The following is a 24,624-nucleotide window of genomic DNA, read 5'->3' as shown; positions in this document are numbered from 1 at the left end:
GTATTTTTTTTGCGAAAAAATAGGAAAAACAGCAGAAAATAAATTAGCTTGACAAATTAATTAATAGATTTCAGGTGGAAATTAAAGAAGCTGTAAATCTTAAAAAAGTGTAAAATTCACAAAAACCAGTTGCATTTTTTGTGCAGATGTATATTATATATAGTTAGCCGACTAATTAAAAAAGAAGATCACTGCTTCGTATATCATTAACAAAGAGCAGGTGTCTGATCGGATGAGAGAGGAGTGACAGCGTGTTTTGTAAGGAGGAAGATGAGAAAGAAAGGCAGAGCAGCTTTTTATCTCTGTTTATGAAGGTAGACCGTTATTTTATGACGAAATGCTTTGGTCAGATGCAGGAGCTTGGGATTTATCCGGGACAGATACCGGTTCTGGGGCTTGTGTCCGGAAGGGATGGCCTGAGTCAGCGGGAAATTGCAAAGATCCTGCATATCAAGCCGCCTACGGTAAATGTATCGATACAGAGACTGGAGAAAGCAGGCTTTCTTTATAAGAAACCGAATGAAAAGGACCAGCGTGTGACCAGGATCTACATGACAGAAAAGGGAAAGGAAATCAAGGCAAAAGCACTGGAACGGATCCATAAAAATGAGGCTGTGATGATGGAAGGCTTCAGTGAGGCGGAACAGTGCCTGCTTCGGAGATTTCTGGAGCAGATCCTTGTAAATATCGAAAAGATCCAGCCGGAGGAAGCCATAGAAAAGCTTCATCCGGATGAAATGACAGAAAGGAAGGAACAGAAACGTGATTAAACTGATGAAATATCTGAAACGATCTGCAGGTTACATCGTACTCATCATTGCGCTTCTTTTTCTTCAGGCATACTGCGATCTGTCTCTGCCGAATTACACATCAAATATCATTAATGTGGGAATTCAGCAGAACGGTATTGAAGACAGTGTTCCTGAGAAGATCAGAAAGACGTCTATGGACAGTCTGAAGCTGTTTATGGAAGAGGATGATGCGAAAACTGTGGATGGATTTTATGAGGAAGAGGGAGATGATCTGGTATTAAAGGATAAAATCTCCAAAGAAGACAGAGAAGAACTCAACGATATCTTCGGCAAACCGATGGTGATCGTTTCTACTCTGACGTCCGACAGTGAGGAATCAAAGGCAGCTCTTGCAAAAATGGGAATCCCGGAAGGGACGGATCCACTGGCGGCTCTTTCTCAGATGCCGGCAGAGGCTTTGGCTGCTATGAAGGACCAGGTCGGAGAAAAGATCGACAAGATGCAGGAATCCATCATCACACAGGCAGGTGTTTCCTATGTTCGTGTAGAATATGAAGCTATGGGTGAAGATGTGGATGCCATACAGATGGATTACATGAAAGCAACAGGTATCCGCATGGTGCTGATGGCACTGGTCACCATGATGGCTGCAGTATGTGTGGTATTTCTTTCATCCAGAGTTGCTGCATCTATGGGACATGATCTCCGTGGGCTGGTTTATAACAAAGTCATAGGTTTTTCCAGCAGAGAGTACCATAAGTTTTCAACAGCATCCCTGATCACACGATGCACGAACGATATCCAGCAGATCCAGCAGGTAATGGCTATGATGTTCCGTATCGTGCTTTACGCGCCGATCCTTGGAATCGGTGGTGTGATCCGCGTGCTTCAGAGAGATTCCTCCATGACATGGATCCTTGGGGTGGCCATTGTACTGATCATGGCATTTATGGCAATGCTGTTCAGGATCGCAATGCCGAAATTTACAGCCCTGCAGACCATGGTAGATAAGCTGAACCTGGTAACAAGAGAAATCCTTACCGGTATTCCGGTTATCCGTGCATTCAGCCGGGAGAAACACGAGGAGGAGCGTTTTGAGGATGCAAATATCACTCTGACGAAGACAAACCTCTTTGTAAACCGTTGTATGACATTTATGATGCCGGTGATGATGCTGATCATGAACGCAGTTTCCGTACTGACCATCTACAGCGGTTCTTATGCAGTAGACAGCGGAAGCATGCAGGTTGGTGATGTTATGGCGTTTATCCAGTATGCAATGCAGATCATCATGTCATTTTTGATGATCACAGCAATGTCTATCATGCTGCCGAGAGCAAATGTATCTGCACGCCGTATCAACGAGGTGCTTGAGACAGAAGTCAGTGTCCAGGATCCGGAGGATCCGGTACAGCCTTCCCAGGATGTGAAGGGGACTGTAGAATTTGATCATGTAAGCTTCGCATATCCGGAGGCAGGAGAGAATGTTATCACAGACATTTCCTTCAAGGCAGAAAAAGGTGAGACAGTAGCGATCATCGGAAGTACAGGAAGCGGTAAGAGTACACTGATCAATCTGATCCCGCGTTTCTATGATGCAACAGAAGGATCTGTGAAAGTGGATGGCGTGGATGTCCGGAAAATGACACAGAAGGATGTCCGTGACAGGATCGGTTATGTTCCGCAGAAGGGTGTACTTTTCTCAGGAACCATTGATTCCAATATCCGTTACGGAAAGACAGAGATTTCGGAAGATGCAGTGAAAAAAGCAGCAGAGGTTGCACAGGCTACGGAGTTTATCGACACCAAGCCGGAGCGATATAAGACTCCGATCGCACAGGGAGGAAGCAATGTTTCCGGTGGACAGAAGCAGAGGCTTTCCATTGCCAGAGCTATCGCAAAAGATCCGGAGATCTTTATCTTTGATGACAGCTTTTCCGCACTGGATTTCAAAACAGACAGCACACTTCGAAAAGCGCTGAAAGAACATACAAAAGAAGCAACAACCATTATCGTGGCACAGCGTATCAGTACGATCTTAAATGCAGATAAGATCCTTGTACTGGACGATGGACATATGGCAGGGATCGGAAGCCATAAGGAGCTGATGAAGTCCTGCGAGGTATATCGCCAGATTGCCATGAGTCAGTTATCAGAGGAGGAATTGGCATGAGTCAGCAGAGAAGAAGAGGTCCGATGGGCGGACACGGAATGCAGCCAACAGAGAAGGCCAAGGACTTCAAAGACTCCATGAAAAAGCTCTTTGGCTATATGGGCAGATATAAATTTCGTTTTATCCTGATGTTTATCTTTGCAGTGGCAGGTACAGCGTTTAATATTGCAGGCCCGAAGATACTTGGAAAAGCTACCACAGAGCTGTTCAATGGTCTGGTTGCTAAGGTAAACGGTACAGGCGGTATTGATTTCGGTAAGATCGGAATGATCCTTCTGTGGACTTTGGGACTGTATGTGGCAAGTGCATGCTTTTCCCTGATCCAGGGATTTGTCATGACGGGGATCTCCAATGATGTTACATACAATCTCCGAAAGGATATTTCAAAGAAGATCAACCGTCTGCCAATGAATTATTTCGAGAGCAGAACAAACGGTGAGATCCTTTCCAGGGTGACAAATGATGTGGATACCCTGCAGATGAGCATCAACCAGAGCATGACACAGCTGATCACATCCGTAACAACACTGATCGGTGTATTTATCATGATGCTTTCCATCAACGTGTGGATGACACTGGCAGCAGTGCTGATCCTGCCGGTTTCCATGCTTATCATTAATAAAGTAATGAAACACTCCCAGAAATATTTCCAGGCACAGCAGGAGTATCTGGGAAAAGTAAATGGTCAGGTTGAGGAAAATTTCGGCGGCCATGATGTGGTAAGAGTATTCAACAAAGAGCAGGATGCGCTGAAGGAATTTGAGCATGACAACCAGAAGCTTTATGAGTCTGCATGGAAGTCACAGTTCTTTTCCGGAATGATGATGCCGATCATGCAGTTTGTGGGAAATCTGGGATATGTGATGGTGGCACTTCTCGGAGGGATTTTTGCCATCAAAGGAACTATCGAGGTTGGAGATATCCAGTCCTTCTTCCAGTATATCCGTAACTTTACACAGCCGATCCAGCAGATCGCCCAGGTTACAAACCTTCTGCAGTCCTCGGCGGCAGCTTCTGAGCGGGTATTTGAATTTCTTGAGGAGCCGGAGGAAGAACTTCAGCCGGAGAACCCGGATTCCATTGAGGGACTGGAAGGAAATGTACAGTTTGAGCATGTGAAATTCGGTTATAATCCGGATAAGATCATTGTAAATGATTTTTCCGCAGATGTGCATGACGGTCAGAAGATCGCCATTGTAGGACCTACAGGTGCAGGAAAAACGACGATCGTAAAGCTGCTGATGCGTTTTTATGATGTAAATGGCGGAAGCATCAAGGTTGACGGACATGATATCCGGAACTTCAACCGCAGCAATCTCCGTGAGATGTTCGGAATGGTGTTGCAGGACACTTGGCTGTTTTCCGGAACCATTATGGAAAATATCCGCTACGGAAGACTGGACGCAACGGATGAAGAGGTGATCGCAGCAGCAAAAGCGGCCCATATCCACAACTTTATCATGCAGCAGCCCGGCGGCTATCAGATGGTCCTGGATGAGGAGACCAGTAATGTTTCTCAGGGGCAGAAGCAGTTGCTTACCATTGCAAGAGCGATCCTGGCAGACAATAAGATCCTGATTCTGGATGAGGCCACATCTTCCGTTGATACAAGAACAGAAATGCAGATCCAGAAGGCTATGGATAACCTGATGAAGGGCAGAACCAGCTTTGTTATCGCCCACAGACTTTCTACCATTAAGGATGCAGATCTGATCCTGGTGATGAAGGACGGAGATATCATTGAGCAGGGAGATCATGAAGAGCTGCTGGCACGGAAGGGCTTCTATGCGGATCTGTATAACAGTCAGTTTGAACAAAAACAGGCATAATCCTGTTTTTGTTCATGAGGAAGTAGCGAAGCGGATTCCGAATGTCTGCTTTGCTGAAAGAGGCACAGGCATAAGATAACCTGAGTATTGGGCAGGATTACAGCACCGGAAATGTACTTCCATCCGAAAAACGGATCGGCCACGTTTCCGGTGCTTTTTTTGCGGATTTTTTCAGGTTAATGTGGTGAATAAATATTGTATAATTCATATAAAAATGATGGGAATAATAATATAAATTATATGAAAATAGCACAAAATCGTAAGAAAGTACAGTCTGTTCGGAAGAATAAAGAGGAATTCCATGATTCATACAGTATAATAGGATATATCGAGTGTGTGGAAAAACTACAAACTGGAAAATGCGGAATGTTAAAGAGAAGAGAGGTATTTTTATTATGAAACAGAAAGCAATGGATATGAAACTTGTAGTAAAACCGTTGGTTGGATGTCTGACACATACACATTTCTGGGAGGGACCATGTCGTGCCGGACATAAAGAGGATATGACTGTTGAAGCTGAGACAAAAGCAGCTGATGAGGCATTCAAAAATTCAGTTAAGGGATTACAAGGGGTTATTGATGAGGTAGAATTCACGGAGCCTGTGGATGTCCGCTATAATGAGTCTTTTGTTGTAGATAAAGACCTTTTTGCAAAAATCGGAGAGGATGTTGATGAGATCGATTGCTTCCTCTGCATGGGATGGAGAATTCCTAAGCTTGAGCGTTTCGGAAAGCCGGTCGTTATCTGGCAGAACGGAAACGAAGGAATTGATTTTGCAGCATACTGCCGTTCCATCGGAGTAGAGGCATATGTATGTATGGATCTTCAGGATGTGAATGAGATCATGCATATTCTCTGGGTAAGAAAAGCAGTTCGCAATACAAGGGCGCTTGTACTGACAGCAGGATCTCAGCCTACATTCGGAATTCAGAGTCTGATCCGCGATCCGGAGATCCTTCGTCAGCGTTACGGAGTTGAAGTGGTGAAGCTTCCATTTACATCCATTTTCAAATATATGGATGAGATCACAGATGAGGAAGCAAAGCCGATTGCAGATAAGATCATTGCTGGATCTACTGATACACAGGTAAACACAGACTGGTTTATCAATGACGTGAAATATTATCTGGCTGCCAAAAAGATGATGGATATTTATGACTGCAACGCTTTCTCAACCGCATGTCATGAGCTCTGTACAACAGAAATCCCGCAAAACCGTAAATTCACACCATGTATGTGCCATTCCATCATGAAAGACGAGGGAATTCCAAGCGGATGTGAGGAAGATCTTAATGCACTGATGGCCATGCTGATCATGCAGTATGCCGGAAAACGTCCGGCATTCATGGGTAACCCGAACCACGAGACAGACGAGCTTCTCCGCATCCACCATGCAGTACCGGCTCTTCAGATGAACGGTTATGGAACAAAACCGCTGGCATACAAACTCTGGGCATTCACAGGCCAGGGATTCGGTGGAAAACTGCAGGTTGACTTCACAGAGAACGATGATGATTATATCACACTTGGACGTTTCAATCCGGCAGGCGATACCATGTGCATCAAGAAAGGCAAGGTTATCCGTTCTGAATATGCAGATACATACTGCAGTCCGTTCTACTACATCCAGATGGACGATGCAAGAGAATTCATGCACAATCTTGCAGGATTCGGACATCATCAGGTGCTGATCTTCGGTGATTACACAAAGATGATCAAGAAGATTGCAAAAATTATGAACTTCAATATTCTGGAAGGATGATTGGATGATATATCTGAACAACGGGGCAACTTCCTGGCCGAAGCCCCCTGCTGTTTTGGAAGCTGTGCAGGCGTGCCTTAGCGGCACGCCTGCTTCGCAGTTCCGGGGCGGCAGCTCGATCATGAAAAAAGATGTGGAAGTACTTTGCCGGGAAAAACTGGGACAGCTCCTTGGAATCAGGGAAACAGAGAGAATATTTTTTACATCAGGGGCAACAGAAAGCATGAATACAGTCCTTGGGGGGCTGGACTACGGTGAAAAAGGCAGTAGCATCCTGGTAACGCAGACAGAGCATAACAGTGTGCTACGTCCGGTATATAATCTGGAACAGCTGAGAGAACATCCGGTGCTGGTAGTGAAGTGTACGATAAACGGGACAGTGACGGAAGGAGCCCTGGAAACAGCAGTACGACCGGACAGCCGTGTGCTGATCGTGAACCACTGTTCCAACGTGACAGGCTGTGTGCAGGATATGGAGATGATCCGGGAATTTGTAAAGAGACATGGACTGATCCTGATCGTGGATGTGTCGCAGAGTGCTGGCTGTATCCCTGTTGATGCAGATAAATGGGAAGCAGATGCGCTTATTTTTACAGGCCACAAAAGTCTGATGGGAATTCAGGGAACCGGCGGATTTTATGTCAGGAGCGGAATTGAGCTGAAGCCTCTGAAATATGGGGGAACCGGAAGAAACAGCGCACAGCTTACCTACGAGAACAAAGATTATGAGTATGAGGTAGGAACTCAGAACATGCCGGGAATCACAGGACTTCTGGCTGGGGCGGAGTTTATTGAGCAGACAGGACTTGCGGCAATTATGGAAAAAGAAGCTCGTCTGATGGAAATGCTTTATTGTGGTCTGGAACAGATAGAGGGTGTAAGGAGCTACGGAAACCATGACGTATGCAGAGGACCTGTGATGAGCCTGAATTTTCAGGGACTGAAAGCTTCGGATGCCGCGTATATTCTGGAAAGCGGATATGGGATCATTGTCCGTTCAGGGCTTCACTGTTCGCCATTGATCCATAAGGCAATGGGAACAGAAGAGGGCGGAACTGTGAGAGTAAGTGTTTCGTGGTTTACGGAGGAGAAGGATATAAAGGAATTTTTAGGAGCTGCGAAGGAAATAGCAGCATCTGTGGCACGGAATATTTAGCAGGCAAGTTACAGAGCAAATTTATACGGATGTATTACGAAGAACGATCACAGGAATCAGTCATATAGGGCAGACAGCAGATCCACGGGAAATCTGCCTGTAAAGGAAAGGGGAATACACGATTATGAAAATAATAGGAAAACAGCCTTCCAGGGAAAAATGTGCAGAATCCGGCTGGTTTGCCTGGGATTATCTTCTGGATGAACCGGTAGAGCGGGAATTCATTCTGAAGCTGAGACCATTGGGTGGATTCACATATCTTGATATTCTGAAACAGCCGTTTTTTAAGATTGACAGCGATTACTATATGATAAAAGGAATTCAGGGTAATGATTATTTCCGCATTGCTGTCCATGGGAAGCACGAAGATCAGCTGGAAGAGTTAGAACGAACTATCACAGATTGCATGGAAAAATAATATCTGCTATAATATTGTGAGCGTAAGAAGACACTGGAAAGGCTGCCGGTCCTGCCGGAAACAGCTGATGCGATGACAGTGTCTGCGTTTACAGGAGGCAGAATTTGCGATTAGAGAGAGACAACATACCCCTTGACAAAGAATTTCCTTTTCAGATTTCAGAGGTGGAACTGACACCGGAGAACAGTCGGCCTGGAAGTTATCACTGGCACAGCTATTTCGAGATCACCTGTGTGTTGGGGGGCAAGGGAAATTATTTTGTAAACGGGCAGGAATATACAATGGAAGAAGATGACATCATCATCTTCAATAATGTGGAGCCTCATGGATGGAAGCTGATCGGTGGAGACATGAAGCTTCTTGTGATGATCTTTTCACCGGAATTCGTGGCCGAAAAGCTGAGTATTTTTGATACGGAATATCTGAAGCCTTTTGTTGAGAGAGGAAGTAATTTTAAGAACCGTATCGGCAGGGAAGAAGAGGTAAGCGGAGAGATCCGTTCCAGTATCTGGGAGATCTATCACGAATGGCAGCAGAAAAAAGAAGGCTATCCGCTGATGATCAAGGCGAATGTACTTCGCATCCTTACCATGCTGATCCGGGCTTATCAGGATGAGAGCAAGTCAGGGGAAATGCTCCGTGAGAAGAAAAATGCAATGAAGCGTCTTGAGCAGGCTTTTAATTACATAGATGATCATTACTGTGAGAAGATCACTCTGGAAGAAGTTGCTTCTTCCGTATATATGAGTTCCAACTATTTTTCTTCTTATTTCCGTAAGGTGACAAATATCAGTTTCAGCGATTATGTCACAAGGATGAGGATCAACCATGCGCGTGAGCTTCTTCGGGAAACAGATAAAAATGTTACGGAAATCGCCATGGAATGCGGATTTAATAATATTTCCAATTTTTACAGACTTTACAAAAAACACGTGGGGAAACCGCCGAAAGATGAGAAGCAGAAGAAACAGTAAAAATAGTTAAAATTCATGAGCGGATAAGTCATAGACGGAAATCAGGCTTCGATGTTAGGATAAAAGTAAGAAATTTTGTCCTGATATCGGAGCTTTTTATTAGAAAGGCTCCGATATCAGAAACGGAATATTAATGTCTGATTTACCGGACAGATAAGGAGAAGGGAAATTATGGTTAAAACAGATAGCTATGTACAGTTTGAAGCAGGAAAGCTGACATACCGGGTGGTTCCGGTGACAGAGGAGATCATCCGCATGATCGTTTCCGGAAAAGAGATCAAAGAGGCACAGGACTCCCTGATCATTGAGAAAAAAGAATATCCTGAGGTTGATTTTTCAGCAGAGGAAAATGCAGGAAGTATCATTGTGAAAACTGTGAAAGTTTGTGCAGAGATCAACACTGCATCCGGTGATATCATCTGGAAGCATGCAGACGGAAGCAAGTGGCTTTCCCAGAAGAAACCGGAACTGACTGAAACAGATGTGATCCACTATAATACAGGCGATGAGGAGCCGATCATCAACCGTGTAAAGACAGTTGACGGTGAGAGGAATTTTATCCAGAATCTGAAAGCTGAGAAAGTAAGAACAGCATATCGTGGAAAACTGTTCTTCACATGGAAAGAGGATGAGGAAATCCATGGGCTTGGCCAGGCAGAGGAAGGTATTTACAATTACAGAGGTCACTGCCAGTACTTATATCAGCATAACATGCGTATCCCGATGCCGGTTTTGGTTTCCACAGAAGGATATGGAATTCTTGTTGACTGCTGTTCACTTATGACTTTTAATGATGATCTGAAAGATTCCTATCTGTTTCTGGATACTGTAGATCAGATCGATTATTATTTTATGGGCGGTCATACTATGGATGAGATCATCCATGATTACCGTTATCTTACAGGCAAGGCGCAGATGCTGCCGAAATGGGCTTATGGCTATGTACAGTCCAAAGAGCAGTATTACACGGCAAAAGAGCTTCTTGAGATTGTTCGCCACTACCGTAAGATCGGGGTTCCGCTTGACTGTGTGGTACAGGACTGGAATACCTGGGATCCTGGAAACTGGGGCGAGAAGATCCTGGATCAGAAGCGTTACGGAGATATGAAAGAATGTGCGGAGGAAATCCACAAACTGAATGCCCATACCATGGTTTCCGTATGGCCGAATATGAATGCAGGCGGCAAGAACCATACAGAGTTTTTTAAGACTGGTCATCTTCTTTATGATTATGCGACTTATGATGCTTTTAATGAAGAAGCGAGAGAGATGTACTGGAAACAGGCACAGGAAGGACTTTTTGACCAGGGCTTTGATTCCTGGTGGTGCGATTCCACAGAACCGTTTTCCGGTCCTGACTGGAGTGGTGCAGCAAAGAGAGAGCCATGGGAAAGATATGAGCTTGTCGGCGGTGAGCACAAGAAATATCTGGATCCTGCTGTTGCCAATGCTTTTGCACTGATGCATGCAAAGGGAATTTATGAGAATCAGAGAAAAACTACAGAAGAGAAACGAGTTCTTAACCTGACACGTTCCGGCTATGCTTCCGGCCAGAAATATTCTGCAATGCTGTGGTCAGGCGACACCTGTGCATCCTGGGATAATCTTAAGACACAGATCGTGGAAGGCCTGAATATGGGACTCAGCGGATATCCATACTGGACACTGGATATCGGCGCTTTCTTTACAGTTGCTGATAAGTGGCAGAACCGTGGATGCGGCTGCAACACAGATCCGGAGCCGAAATGGTTCTGGCAGGGCAAATATAATGAAGGTGTGAAGGATAAAGGATACTGTGAGCTGTATACAAGATGGCTGGAGATGGGAACCTTCCTTCCGATGTTCCGTTCCCATGGAACTGATACACCAAGAGAAATCTGGAACTTCGGTGAAAAAGGAACCATGTTCTATGATGCCATCGAGAAGTTTATCAAGCTCCGTTATCATCTGATGCCGTATATTTATTCCCTGGCAGGTGCTGTACATTTTAACGATTATACGATTATGAGAAGCCTTCTCTTTGACTTCCCGGAGGATAAAGAAGCACGCAAGGTTGAGAATGAGTTTATGTTCGGACCGTCCCTTCTGATCTGTGCTGTTACAGAGCCGATGTATTACGGACCGGAGAGTACTGAGCTCCATAGAGAGAAAACATGGAAATGCTATCTCCCGGCAGGTACGAAATGGTACGATTACTGGACAAACAAGGAGTATGAAGGCGGCCAGTACGTAACCGTAGATGCTCCGATCGACCGGATGCCGATCTTTGTAAAAGCAGGAGGTATCCTTCCTGTTGCAGAGGGACTTGTATATGCTTCCCAGAAACCTGAGGAGTCGGTGAAACTTATGGTATATCCAGGTGAAGACTGCAAGTTCACTATTTATGAGGATGAGGGAAATAACTACAATTTTGAAAACGGTGCTTATGCAACAACAGAGCTTACCTGGGATGATAAAACAGGAACTCTGACTGTTGGCGGGCGTCAGGGAAGTTATCCGGGAATGGAAGAAGTTTCCTATGTGACTGAAGTTGTAAAATAAATAAGCGATAATAAGGAAAGACTGTCTGAAAAGGTGCCTGGCATCTCTTTGGGCAGCCTTTTTTTACTCTATACATCGTGACGGCTTTCGGGTATAATTCTGTAATAAGGCATTTTTATGCCTGAGAAAAAACAACAGAAACGGGAGGATTTTACCATGATCATAACAACAACGCCATCTGTAGAGGGAAGAGCAATCCGTGAATATAAAGGAATCGCATTCGGAGAAGTGATCACAGGAGTAAATTTCATGAAAGATCTTGGAGCAGGTCTTCGGAATTTCTTTGGCGGCAGAAGCGCCGGTTATGAGGAAGAACTTCAGAAAGCCAGAGGAGAAGCCCTGGCAGAGCTGGAGCAGCGTGCAGGTGCAATGGGAGCTAATGCAGTGATCGGTGTGGATATTGACTACGAAGTGCTTGGTGCAGATAATGGAATGCTGATGGTAACAGCAAGTGGAACTGCTGTAGTGGTGGATTAAGGCTTATGGCAGCGGTAAAAAACGGACGTGAATACCTTTCACATGTGACAGAGACATTGAAGCACAGGATCGCACAGCTGGATGAATCCATAGAGGTCGGGCAGAAAGAAATCGAAGGTATGCATGAGTACTACTGGGAAAACTATACAGAGATGGACCAGTACGGATATGAGAATTTTGATAACCAGCAGGCACTTCTCCATGAGATCAATGCCAGCAATGAGAAGATCGAACTGCGTCGGAGATTCAGGAAGATGATGGATTCACCGTTTTTCGGAAGGGTGGATTTCTGCTATGAAGGAGAAGATGAGCCGGAGATATTTTATATCGGAATTGCGAACCTGGCTGAGGAGAACGGCGGACTTCCGCTGATCTATGACTGGAGAGCACCTGTGTCCGGACTGTTCTATGATTTTGACAAGGGACCGGCTTCCTACCAGGCTCCGCTTGGCGAGATCCACGGGGATATTGTTGCCAAGTGGCAGTACAAGATCCGCGGTGGAAAAATGATCTATGAGTTTGAGAGTGATGTGAAGATCGACGATGAGATCCTGAAGGCAGAGCTTGGAAGCAACGGTGATGTACAGCTGAAGAATATTATCCGCACGATCCAGAAGGAGCAGAATGCGATCATCCGAAACACTTCGGATCGTATCATGGTGATCCAGGGAGCAGCAGGAAGCGGAAAGACTTCCATTGCCCTGCACAGGATCGCTTATCTCCTGTATCATGACAGGAAAATCTGAAATCTTCTTCTGTGCTGGTGCTTTCACCGAATGGGGTGTTCTCGGACTATATTTCCCATATCCTGCCGGAGCTTGGCGAGGAGAATATCCGGGAGATGAGCTTTGACCTTTTTGCATACAAGAGACTGAAAAATGCTGTTTCTGACTGTGAAGACAGATATGATCTGATCGAGCGTCAGATTGCAGGATTATGCGATGAAAAGCTTCTGAAAGAGAAACTGTCACGGGATTTTCTGGATCGTATGGAAGGATATCTGGTGGAGCTTGAGGACAGCCTTATGAACTTCCGTGATGTGGAACACAGAGGCGTGGTCAAAAAAGAGCAGGAGATCATAGAGCTTTTTTACTTTAAATTCATGGATATCCCGCTGCTTTCCAGAATGGATGCAGTAGCAGAATATTTCATTGATGAGGTGGAGACTCTTAAGGGATTCGATCTTCCGGATGAGGAAAGGGAGGCTGTGAAGAACCGTTTCTACAGGATGTATGAGACAAGAGATCTCTATGTGCTGTACAACCGTTTCCTGAGACAGGAGGGTTTTCCTTCTCTTCCACAGGTTCAGTATGAAAAAAGAAAGCTGCGCTATGAGGATGTGTATCCGGTTTTGTATCTGAAATATCGGCTGGAAACTCAGCAGGAGGATTCCGGTGTGCGCCATCTGATCGTGGATGAGATGCAGGATTATTCCATGATCCAGTATTTGATCATTCAGAGACTCTTTAAATGCAGGATGACTATTCTTGGGGACAGAGAACAGACTATGGACGGCGAGCAACAGGATGTGCTGACATTTCTGCCTAAGATCTTTGGAAAAGATATACGCAGGATCGTGATGAACAAGAGCTACCGTAATACTGTTGAGATTGCGTCTTATGCCAATAAACTGGCGGGAATTACGGAAGTGGAGCTTTTTGAACGTCATGGAAAACCTGTTGTGGAAAAAGAATTTCCGGGGCTTGAGGAGGCACTGGAGAGCGTAGTGAGAGAGCTGCGGCTTGAGAAGCAGGCAGTCATAGCTGAGAATGCAGATGAAGGTGTTGAAGATATTATTTCATATGAAACAGCAGCAGTGATCGCAAGAACTGCAGATGAAGCAAGGGAAACTTACTACATTCTGAAGGAGAAGCTGGAAGCAGAAGGCTTTGATACCAAGGAGCGTTTGTCCCTTCTTCACAGAGACAGCACAAACTTCCAAAAAGGCCTGACTGTCACAACATTCTACATGGCAAAGGGTCTGGAGTTTGATCAGGTATTTTCTGTATTTCCTGGGCAAGACCGAAGTCCGATCGTGGAGCGGGCGAGATATATTGCGGCGACGAGAGCTCTTCATGAATTGTATATGTATGAAGTTGTGAAATAAAATATAAAAAGTCATTTCAGAAGCCGGATGCTTTGGGAACAGAGCATAACCGGACGTCGTGAAATGACTTTTTTGTTTATATATACCTGGAAAATTTATTAACTGATCTGCTGGCTCTCTCCCTCATCTTTATATTCCAGAGGGCTTTTCCCTGTATGTTTCTTAAAGATCCTGCTGAAATATCCCTGGTCGTGATAGCCGCACATTTCACCGATCTGTTTTACAGAAAGGGAAGGCTCATGGATCAGCAGCTTCTGTGCATGGCTCATCCGGAGATTGATCAGATATTTGGTAGGGGTGCAGTCATAGACCTGACAGAAGATTTTGGTCAGGTAGCTGGGACTGTAGTTCATGGTTCCTGCAATCAGGTTCAGGTTGATATCCTCTGCATAATTCTGTACCATGAAGTTCTTGAGAAGCTCTGCAATCTGTCCCGGTGACATGCAGGAAGCACCTGGGGCGAATACGGTTTCGTAGTCATCACGTTTGATCTGAAGTTCCTGTTTGATCTTAAGGAGAACATTTTGGAGTTCGTCCGGATCTACAGGCTTCAGAAGGTAATCAGAAACCTTCAGCGTGATGGCTTTTTTGCGTATTCAAAATCAGAAAATCCGCTGGTGATCACAAATTTCGTAAAGGGAAACTGATCACGGATCCTGGTGAGCAGGGTGATTCCGTCCATGACGGGCATCTTGATATCCGTAAATACCACATCCGGGCTCATCTGTTCCACCAGTGAGAGGGCCTGTGCACCTGTCTGTGCTGTGCCGATCACCTGAAAATCAGGATCTGCTTTTTCAATCTTATGTACCAGATTATTCAGAAGAAGTTCTTCATCTTCTGCCACAATAACAGTATAGTTCATAGTATTATTCCTCCGCATCTGTCTGAAAATACCGTCCAATAGAAACAATTCCGTGGCCGTCCGCTGTATTTCCATACCTGAAAATGATGTCATCTTTGCAGAAGAGTTTCCAGCGGAGAAATACATTGACAGTGCCAAGACCGTTGATCTTCAAAGCAGGCATGCCGGGATTTCGAATGGCATTCATGATATCTGAATTTATTTTTTTCTTGGCTTTTTCAGTGAATCCCGGTCCGGTGTCTGTAACATCGATCTGCCAGCTGTTTTGGTTTATTGTACTGCTGATTGTGATAGTCCATGGCGGTTCGCAGTCAGAACCATATTTGATAGCGTTTTCCACAATAGGCTGGATGATCAGCTTCGGAACCGGCTGATCCAGAAGAGATTCATCCACATCAATGGAATAATTCAGACTGGACTGGTAGCGGACCTTCATGCAGTAGAGATATTTCTGGACATAATCAAGCTCTTCGCGGAGTGTTACAGTTGTTTCAGCAGTATTGGTAATATAACGCATGATCCTGGAAAGATTGCGGCACATTTTTTCCACGGTATCCGTATCTCCGTTTTCTGCAAGCACCATAATGCTGGAAAGAGAGTTGTAATAAAAATGAGGATTAATCTGACTCTGCAAAGCCATGCTGCGTGCTTTCATTTCCTGCTCCTTGGCTTCGTTAAGCTGAGTCATGGAATCTTTTAGGTTATCGCTCATCAGCTGGAATGCCTGATACAGTTCTTCCAGTTCATTGACGGAAACCGGATAGGAAGTGACTTTTTCCTGGCCGAGAGTGTCCAATTCCATACGCTGGATAATGTGCTTCAGGTGTTTCACCGGTTTTACTACAGAGCGGGAAAGCCTGTAGGAAACGATTACTGCTGCGGCAAGAAAAGTAGCAACAACAGCCAGAAGGATCTTCAGCATTTTGTATGCAGGGGCAAGGATCACAGATTCCGGTTGGATAGTCAGATAAGTGTAGCCTGTATATGCGGAATTCAGTCTGGAGACATATTCTTTCTGATCTGTGACGGGACTCTGTATGGTAAGGGTATCCTGGTCAGAATCAGTAAGTTTGTAATATTTTGAAATATCATTGGTATCGTCGGCTGTGATATCATAAGGATAGATAAGATCGCCGGACTCATTGAAAACATAGACACTGGCAGCATTTCCGTGATTTTTTTCTCATAGGAAATGATGCTCTTAAAGATGGATTTACATTGTTTGGCGGTTTCGATCACGCCGACACCACGGCCGTACTGGTTGGTGAAGGAGCGGTACAGGGAGATGAACCACTGGGGATAGCGGGCAGATTTGGAATAGACGTAAGTGCTGTAAGGAGCTGTCAGGACTTTTTTCCGTTGGCTTCACGGGCTTTCTGGATCCATTCATTATGAGAGTCGTCGCTTTTTTGACCATGGTGGAAAGGCCGGCCTGGAGCACATATCCGGAGAAATCGTAAAGATTTACCTGATCTGCTTTCAATTCAGTGCCGCTTAAGGAGATAAAAAGATCGGACATGGCAGAAAGCATTTCATCGGAAATATTAAGGTCAAATTTCTGGTCGAGAACGGATTTCGACATGTTGCTGTAATTGATGTTTACAGATACAGTGTCAAGATTCTGGATTGCAGAGTCTACCTGGGACTGAAATGTGGAATTTAAGGTGCTCATGGCACTGATCTGGCTTTTCTTCAGCTGCCCGGATGCAAAAACATAAAAGAATATGGCAAAAGAAAAAAGGATCAGGCAGGCCATGCCAAGATAGGCGATAAAAAGTTTGGACTGCAGACTGCGTGTTTTCATATTGGTAAGCTCCCTGTGTGTGAAATGGTCGTGCAAAACATTGGCTAAAAGTATAGCACATTTGTAAAAAAGTACAAACCGTAAAAATGTAATTCTGAAATAGTGCTTGAAAATGTCAATAGAAACTTGTGTATAGTTACGGAAAATATGAAAAAAGTATAATAAACTGTGAAAAAAGTACAAATACAGGGCAGGAATATCCATGGCTTTTAAAATGATCAGATGATAAACTAATATCATCAAGAGAGAACGAAAAATCAGTTCAAAAAAGGAGGAAACATTAATGAAAAGAAAGAGATTTCTGGCAGTAGCCTGTGCAGCAGCAATGATCGCTTCCATGACGACAGGACTTGCAGTGAACGTATCTGCAGCGGATGAGAAGAGCGATTTCGCAGGCGAGGAGCTCAGCATCCTGGTTTCAGCAGGATGGATGGACAATCGTTACGATGAGACAATTAAACGTTTTGAGGATACCTACGATGTTACCGTAGACCTTCAGACAATTCCGGCTGATCAGTATTCAGATCTTCTTCAGTCCAAACTTGCTACAGATTCCTGTGCAGATATCTTCTGGATCCAGTCCAACCCGTTTGCAATTGAATCTACCATCGTTGATCCTGAGAAATACTGCATCGACTTTACAGGAGCTTCCTGGGAGAATGTTATGCCGGAGACAAGAAAAGAGTCCTGCGTATACAATGACAAACTGTACGGACTTCAGATCTGGAACGCATCTCCGGAGTATGTAATGGTTTACAATAAGACACTGTTCGAAGAGAACGGCTGGGAAGTACCGACAACATATGATGAGCTGAAAGAACTCTGCGGTAAGATCCAGGATGCAGGAATCACACCTTGGTTCATGCCTGGTGCAGATGGATGGCAGCATCAGCTGGCATTTTTCCAGATCGGCGGCGTTTATGAAGAAGCAACACCTGGTCTTTATGACGAATTAAATGAAAACAAAGCAACATTTGCAGATAACGAGAAGATGCTTGAAGTTCTGAATGAGTTCAAAGAACTCTCTGATGCAGGATACTTCGGAGAAGACTGGATCGGAACAGACAGTACAAACATGTCTAACGAATTTGGTGACAGAAACTGTGCAATGGCACTTGCAAATTCCAGTTTCATCAAACAGATCCAGGAAGACACAGGCACATCTGATGAGTTTGGAATGTTCCTTGAGCCACTTGGCGACAATACCTGGTATCCAAGCAGCAACTCCGGCCCGACAATGTTTGGTTACAAGGGAACAGAGCATGAGGATCTTGTAAAAGAGTTCTTCAACTTCGTTACAACAACAGAGAGCCTTCAGGAAATTCTTGACAACTCTCCGGCATACACAAACCTTGACGTTAACGATGACAAGCTTGAGCAGCACTGGCTGCCGGAGGAGCAGGAGTTCCTTAAAACAGTTCCGGATGACAAGAAGGCTGTTGTAACACTTCAGACAGGTACAAAATATACAAACGATTACTGGACACAGTTTGGTCAGGATATGGTTGCATTCTGCCAGGGCGAGATGGAAGCAAATGATGTTCTTAAGAACATGGATACCAACCGTGCTGAGGCAGCAAAAACTGTAGGCGACGAGAACTGGAAATAAATAACAGAACTTAAAACTAGTTGACCCGAAGGCAGAGCCGGTATTTGCCGGCTCTGTTTTAACTTAAAACAGGAGGTGCTTTCTGTGAATAAGAAGAGAATCTATCCACAGTGGTTTCTGATACTGCCGTTGGCATTATATATCATTTTTTTCCTGCTTCCCAGTGTAATGGGTGTTGGTTACTCCTTTACAGACTGGAACTCCAGAAGTGTTCTTAATGGTACTCATTTTGTGGGACTGCAGAATTTTGCTGAGATTTTTACATCAGATAAGTCTTATCTGAGCGGTATTGGCAATACATTGAAGTTTACTATCATTTCCAACATCGTTAAGCTGATCCCGGCTCTTCTGATCGCGATTATGCTTCAGGAGGGACTTAAAGGCAAAGGGCTTTACAGAACATTGCTCTACCTGCCGTCTATTCTGCCTTTTGTAATCATTGGTCTTGTATTTAAATCCATCCTGAATTATAATAACGGACTTTTAAACACACTTCTTGATGCATTCCATCTTGGAATCTTCAAACAGAAATGGCTGTCTGATCTGGCTATTGTATGGAAATCTATCTATGGTGTAGATGCGTGGAGAGGCATTGGTTATGTCATGACTATCTTCCTTGCAGGTCTGAATACGATTCCGAAATCTTATTATGAGGCTGCGCAGATCGATGGTGCAAACTTCTGGCAGAGACTTCGGTATGTAACACTTCCGATGCTGAGTGGTGCTATCATGATCAACCTTGTATTTGGTATTACATATGGTCTGAAAGTATTCGATATTGTTTATGTACTTACAAACGGCGGTCCTGGACATGCAACAGAGGTTCTTACAACTTATGCATTCCAGCTCTATTCCAGAGGCCAGTATGGAATGTCTTCTGCATTGAATACTGTTCTTCTTGTAATTACAGCGATCATAGGTGTATTTATTGTTAAGACATTAAGTAAACAGGAGGTACAGCAGTAATGGCAAAAAAAGAATTCAGAATTTATTAAAACATGTTGTATGTATCCTGCTTTGCTTATGTGTCGTGCTTCCATTTTATATGGTATTGATCAACTCTTTTAAGACAAAAGCAGAGGCAGCCAGAATGAGTCTGGCACTTCCTACAGAGTGGGTATTTTCCAACTACTCTGAGGTTATTGAAAAAGGAAGCCTGATCCAGGGATTCCTGAACAGTTTTGCATATGCGCTGATCGCTACAACACTTGGCGTTGTACTTTGCTCCATGGCTGCATTTGTTATGTGCCGTAAGAGAACAAAATTGAATGTATTCCTGTATTACTTTGTACTTTGCGGACTGTTCTTCCCGGTCAACTATGTAACATTGGTACGTGTACTCAGTACACTGCACCTGAACGATACAAGAGTTGGCATTATCATGGTATTTACCAGTGCAATGATTCCGTTCTGTGTATTTACCATCCGTAACTTCGTAATCTCTGTCCCGGTTGAGTTGGACGAGGCTGCTGTTATCGACGGCGCAGGCCCGTTAAGCCTGTTCTTCAAGATCATCATGCCACTTCTGAAACCAACTATGGTAACATGTTTTATCCTTCAGTTCATGACAGTATGGAGTGATTTCCTCACACCTTTGTATCTGTCAAGCAAGAGCCGTCTCTTCCCGATGACAATGGCTGTATATCAGTTCTTCGGAAAGAACAAGAGTTACTGGAACTATATTTTTGCTGATATCGTACTTACCTGTATCCCGGTTATCATTGTTTACATGATCGGCCAGAAATACATCGTAGGTGGTATGACATCCGGTGCGGTAAAAGAATAAAGAAAAATATTATAAGAATTATAAAAAAGCACTGCGAGATGAAAAGTTGGATTTATCTTACAGTGCTTTTTACTATTGAAATCTCAGAAATTACTGCATGTTTTTGCAGAAGATATCCTCCATGGAAGCCTTAAGCGGAACGCCAAGCCTGCGTAAAGTCCCGTCCAGGGCTGCGAAAACTTCTCTTACATTATAGAATGTAGCGTTGTTTCCCATATGTCCGATGCGGATCACTTTGCCAGCCAGGACATCGAAGGAACCTGCCAGCATAATGTTGTAGTCTTTTTTTACTCCCTCAAGGATCGCTTCGGCTGTTGTGCCCTCCGGTACTTCAAAAACAGTAACTGTACTGGAATATCCGCTGTGCAGGTAAAGGTTCAGGCCTGCGCCTGAGATGGCCTTTCTGGAGGCACTGGCGATCTTTGCGTGGCGGGAGAGGATGGCAGGGTCTGCTGCGATGTTGTCAATGGCAGCGCGGAGTCCGTAGATATCGCTGATCGGCATTGTATATGGAAACCATTTCTCTTCGTAATAATGTGCAAAAGCTGTAAGATTGGCATAGAAAGAAGCAATTGGTGTCTTACGGTCTGCCATGGATTTCTTTGCATCACTGCTGACTACAACAAAGGTAAGTCCCGGAGGTGCAGATACCACCTTCTGTGATCCGCCGCACATGATATCGATCTGGCATGCATCAATGTTCAGAGGCTCGCCGAAGGAAGCGGAGACAGAATCTACAACGGTAAGGATCCCGTATTTTTTAAGAAGCGGGCAGATGGCAGATACATCGTTGAGCATGCCACTTGGAGTATCGCCGTGTACTACGGTTGCATATTTGTAGTCATGGTTATCCGCAAGGAAGGCTTCCAGTTCCTTTACATCGAGAGTGTTCTGATAATCTCTGGTATAAAGCTCCGGTCTGCCTCTGTACATGGAAACAAAATCGGCAAAGCCTTTTCCGTAGATACCATTGTCCAGAACAAGAACCTTATCTCCGGGCTCAGTCATGGAAGCAATGGCAGCCTCCAGTCCAAGGATACCCTCACCGCTTAAGATGAGAGTTTCGTTGGAGGTATGGAGAAGAGAGCTGATCTTCTCGCAGGTTTCTTTATAAAATTCGACAAAATCTTCGTCCAGATCCGGATTTGTGCATTCCATGCTTCTTGCCAGACGGACATTTTCTGCGACCTGTGTAGGTCCCGGTGTCATGATCTTATACATAAGCTCACCTCTTGATCTTTATATTATTTTCGCAAATTACGGCAGCTGTTACAGCTGTTTTTTAATCCGGTTTTTCTTGCTGCAAGGTTTAATGGTGTGATCACTATGAGAACGATGACAGCTGCAACACCGATCTGGACCAGGTTTCCCGGGATGGAAGATACCGGTGCCAGTGGATTTCCATAGATGATAACCTCTGCAATGTAGTATCCTGCAACCTTGATCACGCAGGCTGCGGCAATGGCGATCACATACCATTTCATGTTCTGGTGCCGGGGATCCTCTGTGAGCTTACCTACTGTGAAGCCCATGATCCCTACAATAATAAGAGTAAATGGTGCCCACAGGGTCCATCCGGAGAGAAGGTCAAAGAGACCCATTCCGATTCCACCGGCAATGGCTCCGGTTTTCTTTCCAAATAAAATGGCACCGATGAATAACGGCACATTTCCAAGGTGGATCAGTCCGCCGTTGGCTGCGATCGGAAGCTTAACATTAATAAATGCGGTGAAGATATAAGTCAGTGCAACAAATGCGGCTGTAATGGTGAGAAACTGAACAGATGAAAGCTCCTGGTCAGTTCTCTGAGATGTCTGAACTGCTTTTTCCATAGTGATAGATCCTTTCCTGAAAACATCGATGTATGGATGTCCTCTTTTCATATATTTTTGGTTGGGTATACTTTACAACACGAGTGTGTATGAATAAAGACACAATTATAGAAAAAAAGAAGGGACAGATTCAAGGGGGATATTTGTCATTAAAACAGGAGGCTTACTTGGTGGGGGAATAAACAGAGCTTTCGTAATGAAGACGTAAAACGGGAAATACAGGATCAGCAGAAGAAGAGAATAAGATAGGTATATCCGGGAAGATTATAATGTTAGAAAAATCCTGTACGGAGCAGGATATCTGCTTACAGGATATTCATAAAGTATAGGGAGAAATCAATTGACAAAGCTGTAATAAAATCGTAAACTATAGCAAAGAGTGTGTTCAGAAGTGAATATTCCGGACACACTTTGTGACTGATGATGATTATGAGGAGGATACTATGAAGAATAAAAATTTATTGCACTTTTAGCTATGACTGTTGCTCTTTCTGGTGTCATGACGGCATGTAGTTTCGGAAGAGGAAAAGAGGACAGCGTGGTTGTGGAGTCTACTCCTACTCCGACACCGGCGAAAAAAGCGAAGGTTACACCGACTGTTGCAGCAGACGCACAGAATACAACCTATACATCCAAGGATAAATCCGTAGCGATCAAGCTTCCGGATGCAACTTGGTCCAACAAGTCCGACGAGACAGATATGGTAAGCTTCGAGTCTCCGGACCAGGGCAGGATCCTGATCCTTCACGGATCCGGCGCAGATCTGGAATCCGCAGTGATCCCGAACTCCCAGGATATGGCAGTTTCCATGACACAGGCAGAGAACATGGTAAATGGAACCGATTTTGAGATCCAGGATTACAAGGCAGATCAGAAAGACGGAATCAACATTTATTCTTATACTGTGAAATATAAGGATACGACCAAGAGTGACGGTTATGTATATGCTATCAATAAATACTTTGTAAATGACAGCGAGTATTACAGCCTTGTGGCATCTGTTAAAAAAGAGGATGCTCTGAAAAAGGTTCAGGAGTCTGTCGACAGCTTTGCGATCCTTGGTGATTCCACTCTGAAGAGTGCGGCAAATGGTTCTGCAGCCAAGACTGCCGGTAAAGGTAATGCCGCAGCTTCCTCTGACGGAAGTGCATCTGCAGATGGTAATGCCGCAGCTTCTTCTGACGGAACAGCAGCAGATGGAACTACAGCTGCCGACGGAAGCACATCTACAGACGGAAGTGCAGCATCTGACGGAACATCTACAGACGGAAGCAGTACATCTGACGGTTCTTCCAATGGAACTGCATCCACTGACAGCAGCTCCTCCGGTGCTATCGTAAATGGCGGATTTACAGATGAGCAGCTTGGCAACACAGATGAGACAAGAACTATTTACAGAAACTCCGATGGTAAACCACGTGTTATCGTTCCGGACGGAAACGGTGCATGGATGGATAACGAAGGAAACCGTTTCACCTTCTCTTCTCAGTATGACTGTGATGTATATGAAGAGGATGGAACAAGCTTCTACTGGCACGGTGAGGCTGCAGACGTATACTATATGCCTGTACAGTAAAGCCTGGAGTAGCAGGAGATTCGGTTAGATAAGAATTCCGGGATCACAGCTTTTGTGGCTGCGGTCCCGGATTTTTTGTGTCATATTATGTCAGAGGCGTATACTTATACAGGAAGACATGGTATAATGTGAACGCTGCGGGCGATGGAACGCCCGGAAAATATTTGGAGGTTTTTATGGAAGCATACAGTGATTTCGCCAGAGTTTATGACATTTTCATGGATAATGTGGAATATGAAAAATGGGCGGAATATCTTATAGGAAGTCTTAAAGAATACGGAATTGAAGACGGGATCGTGCTGGAACTTGGCTGTGGGACCGGAGTGATGACAGAGCTTCTGGCTGAGTCCGGTTATGATATGATCGGTGTGGATAACTCTGAGGAAATGCTTGGCGAAGCCATGGAAAAACGTGCAGAATCCGGTCATGAGATCCTTTATCTGGAACAGGATATGCGGGAGTTTGAACTTTATGGAACGGTACGTGCTGTCGTCAGCGTCTGTGACTGTATGAATTACATCACAGAGGAGGATGATCTGCTTACTGTATTTAAACTGGTGAACAATTATCTTGATCCGGATGGAATTTTCATATTTGATATGAACACCCCGTATAAATACCGGGAAATGCTTGGAAATACGACTATTGCAGAGAATCGGGAAGAGGGAAGCTTTATCTGGGAAAATGAATTTGATGAGGAGACCGGGATCAATGTGTATGATCTGACTCTGTTTCTTCCGAGAGAAGATGGTCTTTATGAGAGAGACGAGGAAATTCATTACCAGAAGGCCTATGATCCGAAGAAAGTAAGGGAACTTCTTGAAAAGGCAGGCCTGATCCCGCTGGCGGTTTATGACGCATACACCAGGGAGGTACCGAAGCCGGACAGCGGAAGACTGACTTTTGTGGCCAGAGAACATGGAAAGGAAATTCCGTCAGACGAGAAATAAAGGAGGAAATTT

General features: G+C 44.5%; 22 protein-coding genes. 16 read left to right on the top strand and 6 right to left on the bottom strand.

Annotated elements, in window-relative coordinates; genetic code table 11:
• Window positions 1-251 precede the first annotated feature (251 nt).
• From CK1_RS16300 to CK1_RS18605, 11 genes are all read left to right on the top strand, one after another.
• Window positions 252-770 carry a MarR family winged helix-turn-helix transcriptional regulator gene (locus tag CK1_RS16300; protein WP_306289005.1) on the top strand — a complete coding sequence of 173 codons (519 nt, stop codon included), beginning with the start codon at window positions 252-254 and terminating at the stop codon, window positions 768-770.
• Complete coding sequence (locus tag CK1_RS16295) at window positions 763-2,925, top strand: ABC transporter ATP-binding protein (protein WP_092068410.1); 2,163 nt, start codon at window positions 763-765, stop codon at window positions 2,923-2,925. Before CK1_RS16300 ends, CK1_RS16295 begins: the two co-directional genes overlap by 8 nt.
• A complete protein-coding gene (locus CK1_RS16290) occupies window positions 2,922-4,754 on the top strand; it encodes an ABC transporter ATP-binding protein (protein ID WP_015527233.1) in 1,833 nt (610 codons plus the stop codon). The genes CK1_RS16295 and CK1_RS16290 overlap by 4 nt, the downstream gene beginning before the upstream one ends.
• A gap of 395 nt (window positions 4,755-5,149) precedes the next feature.
• Window positions 5,150-6,517, top strand: a complete 1,368-nt coding sequence (locus tag CK1_RS16285) for a hypothetical protein (protein ID WP_092068733.1) — start codon at window positions 5,150-5,152, stop codon at window positions 6,515-6,517.
• A gap of 4 nt (window positions 6,518-6,521) precedes the next feature.
• The gene (locus CK1_RS16280) at window positions 6,522-7,673 is read left to right on the top strand and encodes an aminotransferase class V-fold PLP-dependent enzyme (protein WP_015527231.1); all 1,152 of its coding nucleotides are present in this window, start codon (window positions 6,522-6,524) and stop codon (window positions 7,671-7,673) included.
• A 124-nt stretch (window positions 7,674-7,797) separates the two neighbouring features.
• Entirely contained in the window at window positions 7,798-8,091 is a 294-nt protein-coding gene (locus tag CK1_RS16275) for a hypothetical protein (protein WP_015527230.1), read from the top strand.
• 104 nt (window positions 8,092-8,195) lie between these two features.
• Window positions 8,196-9,065: an AraC family transcriptional regulator gene (locus CK1_RS16270; RefSeq protein ID WP_092068404.1), complete on the top strand. Its 870-nt coding sequence runs from the start codon at window positions 8,196-8,198 to the stop codon at window positions 9,063-9,065.
• A gap of 171 nt (window positions 9,066-9,236) precedes the next feature.
• Window positions 9,237-11,606, top strand: a complete 2,370-nt coding sequence (locus tag CK1_RS16265; RefSeq protein WP_015527229.1) for a glycoside hydrolase family 31 protein — start codon at window positions 9,237-9,239, stop codon at window positions 11,604-11,606.
• Window positions 11,607-11,762: 156 nt separating this feature from the next.
• Window positions 11,763-12,083, top strand: a complete 321-nt coding sequence (locus CK1_RS16260) for a putative heavy metal-binding protein (protein WP_015527228.1) — start codon at window positions 11,763-11,765, stop codon at window positions 12,081-12,083.
• A 5-nt stretch (window positions 12,084-12,088) separates the two neighbouring features.
• The gene (locus tag CK1_RS18610; RefSeq protein ID WP_015527227.1) at window positions 12,089-12,829 is read left to right on the top strand and encodes a helicase domain-containing protein; all 741 of its coding nucleotides are present in this window, start codon (window positions 12,089-12,091) and stop codon (window positions 12,827-12,829) included.
• Window positions 12,830-12,840: 11 nt separating this feature from the next.
• Window positions 12,841-14,190 carry a UvrD-helicase domain-containing protein gene (locus CK1_RS18605; RefSeq protein ID WP_353611189.1) on the top strand — a complete coding sequence of 450 codons (1,350 nt, stop codon included), beginning with the start codon at window positions 12,841-12,843 and terminating at the stop codon, window positions 14,188-14,190.
• A 98-nt stretch (window positions 14,191-14,288) separates the two neighbouring features.
• On the opposite strand, the gene CK1_RS16250 is transcribed toward CK1_RS18605, so the two are convergent.
• From CK1_RS16250 to CK1_RS16235, 4 genes are all read right to left on the bottom strand, one after another.
• The gene (locus CK1_RS16250) at window positions 14,289-14,633 is read right to left on the bottom strand and encodes a helix-turn-helix transcriptional regulator (protein ID WP_015527226.1); all 345 of its coding nucleotides are present in this window, start codon (window positions 14,631-14,633) and stop codon (window positions 14,289-14,291) included.
• A gap of 128 nt (window positions 14,634-14,761) precedes the next feature.
• Window positions 14,762-15,055, bottom strand: coding sequence for a response regulator (locus CK1_RS16245; RefSeq protein ID WP_015527225.1), 294 nt, complete (start codon window positions 15,053-15,055; stop codon window positions 14,762-14,764).
• Window positions 15,056-15,059: 4 nt separating this feature from the next.
• Window positions 15,060-16,001, bottom strand: coding sequence for a sensor histidine kinase (locus CK1_RS16240; protein ID WP_306289004.1), 942 nt, complete (start codon window positions 15,999-16,001; stop codon window positions 15,060-15,062).
• A 267-nt stretch (window positions 16,002-16,268) separates the two neighbouring features.
• Window positions 16,269-16,859: a hypothetical protein gene (locus CK1_RS16235; protein WP_015527224.1), complete on the bottom strand. Its 591-nt coding sequence runs from the start codon at window positions 16,857-16,859 to the stop codon at window positions 16,269-16,271.
• A 283-nt stretch (window positions 16,860-17,142) separates the two neighbouring features.
• On the opposite strand from CK1_RS16235, the gene CK1_RS16230 reads away from it, so the two are divergent.
• The 3 genes from CK1_RS16230 (at window position 17,143) to CK1_RS16220 (ending at window position 20,254) form a co-directional block, all read left to right on the top strand.
• Window positions 17,143-18,468: an ABC transporter substrate-binding protein gene (locus CK1_RS16230; protein ID WP_015527223.1), complete on the top strand. Its 1,326-nt coding sequence runs from the start codon at window positions 17,143-17,145 to the stop codon at window positions 18,466-18,468.
• A gap of 84 nt (window positions 18,469-18,552) precedes the next feature.
• The gene (locus CK1_RS16225; RefSeq protein ID WP_226843038.1) at window positions 18,553-19,434 is read left to right on the top strand and encodes a carbohydrate ABC transporter permease; all 882 of its coding nucleotides are present in this window, start codon (window positions 18,553-18,555) and stop codon (window positions 19,432-19,434) included.
• 124 nt (window positions 19,435-19,558) lie between these two features.
• Window positions 19,559-20,254, top strand: coding sequence for a carbohydrate ABC transporter permease (locus CK1_RS16220; RefSeq protein ID WP_015527222.1), 696 nt, complete (start codon window positions 19,559-19,561; stop codon window positions 20,252-20,254).
• Window positions 20,255-20,344: 90 nt separating this feature from the next.
• Here the strand turns inward: CK1_RS16220 and CK1_RS16215 are convergent, their stop codons facing one another.
• Both CK1_RS16215 and CK1_RS16210 read right to left on the bottom strand, forming a co-directional pair.
• Entirely contained in the window at window positions 20,345-21,475 is a 1,131-nt protein-coding gene (locus tag CK1_RS16215; protein ID WP_015527221.1) for a pyridoxal-phosphate-dependent aminotransferase family protein, read from the bottom strand.
• Window positions 21,476-21,498: 23 nt separating this feature from the next.
• Window positions 21,499-22,086 carry an ECF transporter S component gene (locus tag CK1_RS16210; protein WP_015527220.1) on the bottom strand — a complete coding sequence of 196 codons (588 nt, stop codon included), beginning with the start codon at window positions 22,084-22,086 and terminating at the stop codon, window positions 21,499-21,501.
• 499 nt (window positions 22,087-22,585) lie between these two features.
• Here CK1_RS16210 and CK1_RS16205 point away from each other — a divergent pair, with 499 nt between their 5' ends.
• Window positions 22,586-23,662, top strand: a complete 1,077-nt coding sequence (locus CK1_RS16205) for a hypothetical protein (protein ID WP_306289003.1) — start codon at window positions 22,586-22,588, stop codon at window positions 23,660-23,662.
• Between the two features lie 176 nt (window positions 23,663-23,838).
• Window positions 23,839-24,612, top strand: a complete 774-nt coding sequence (locus CK1_RS16200; RefSeq protein WP_306289002.1) for a class I SAM-dependent DNA methyltransferase — start codon at window positions 23,839-23,841, stop codon at window positions 24,610-24,612.
• Window positions 24,613-24,624: the final 12 nt, after the last annotated feature.

The organism is Ruminococcus sp. SR1/5 (assembly GCF_000209835.1).
Classification (GTDB): domain Bacteria; phylum Bacillota; class Clostridia; order Lachnospirales; family Lachnospiraceae; genus Blautia_A; species Blautia_A fusiformis.
The sequence above is the reverse complement of the archived record's forward strand: the minus strand, read 5'-3'. Positions and strand labels throughout refer to the sequence as shown.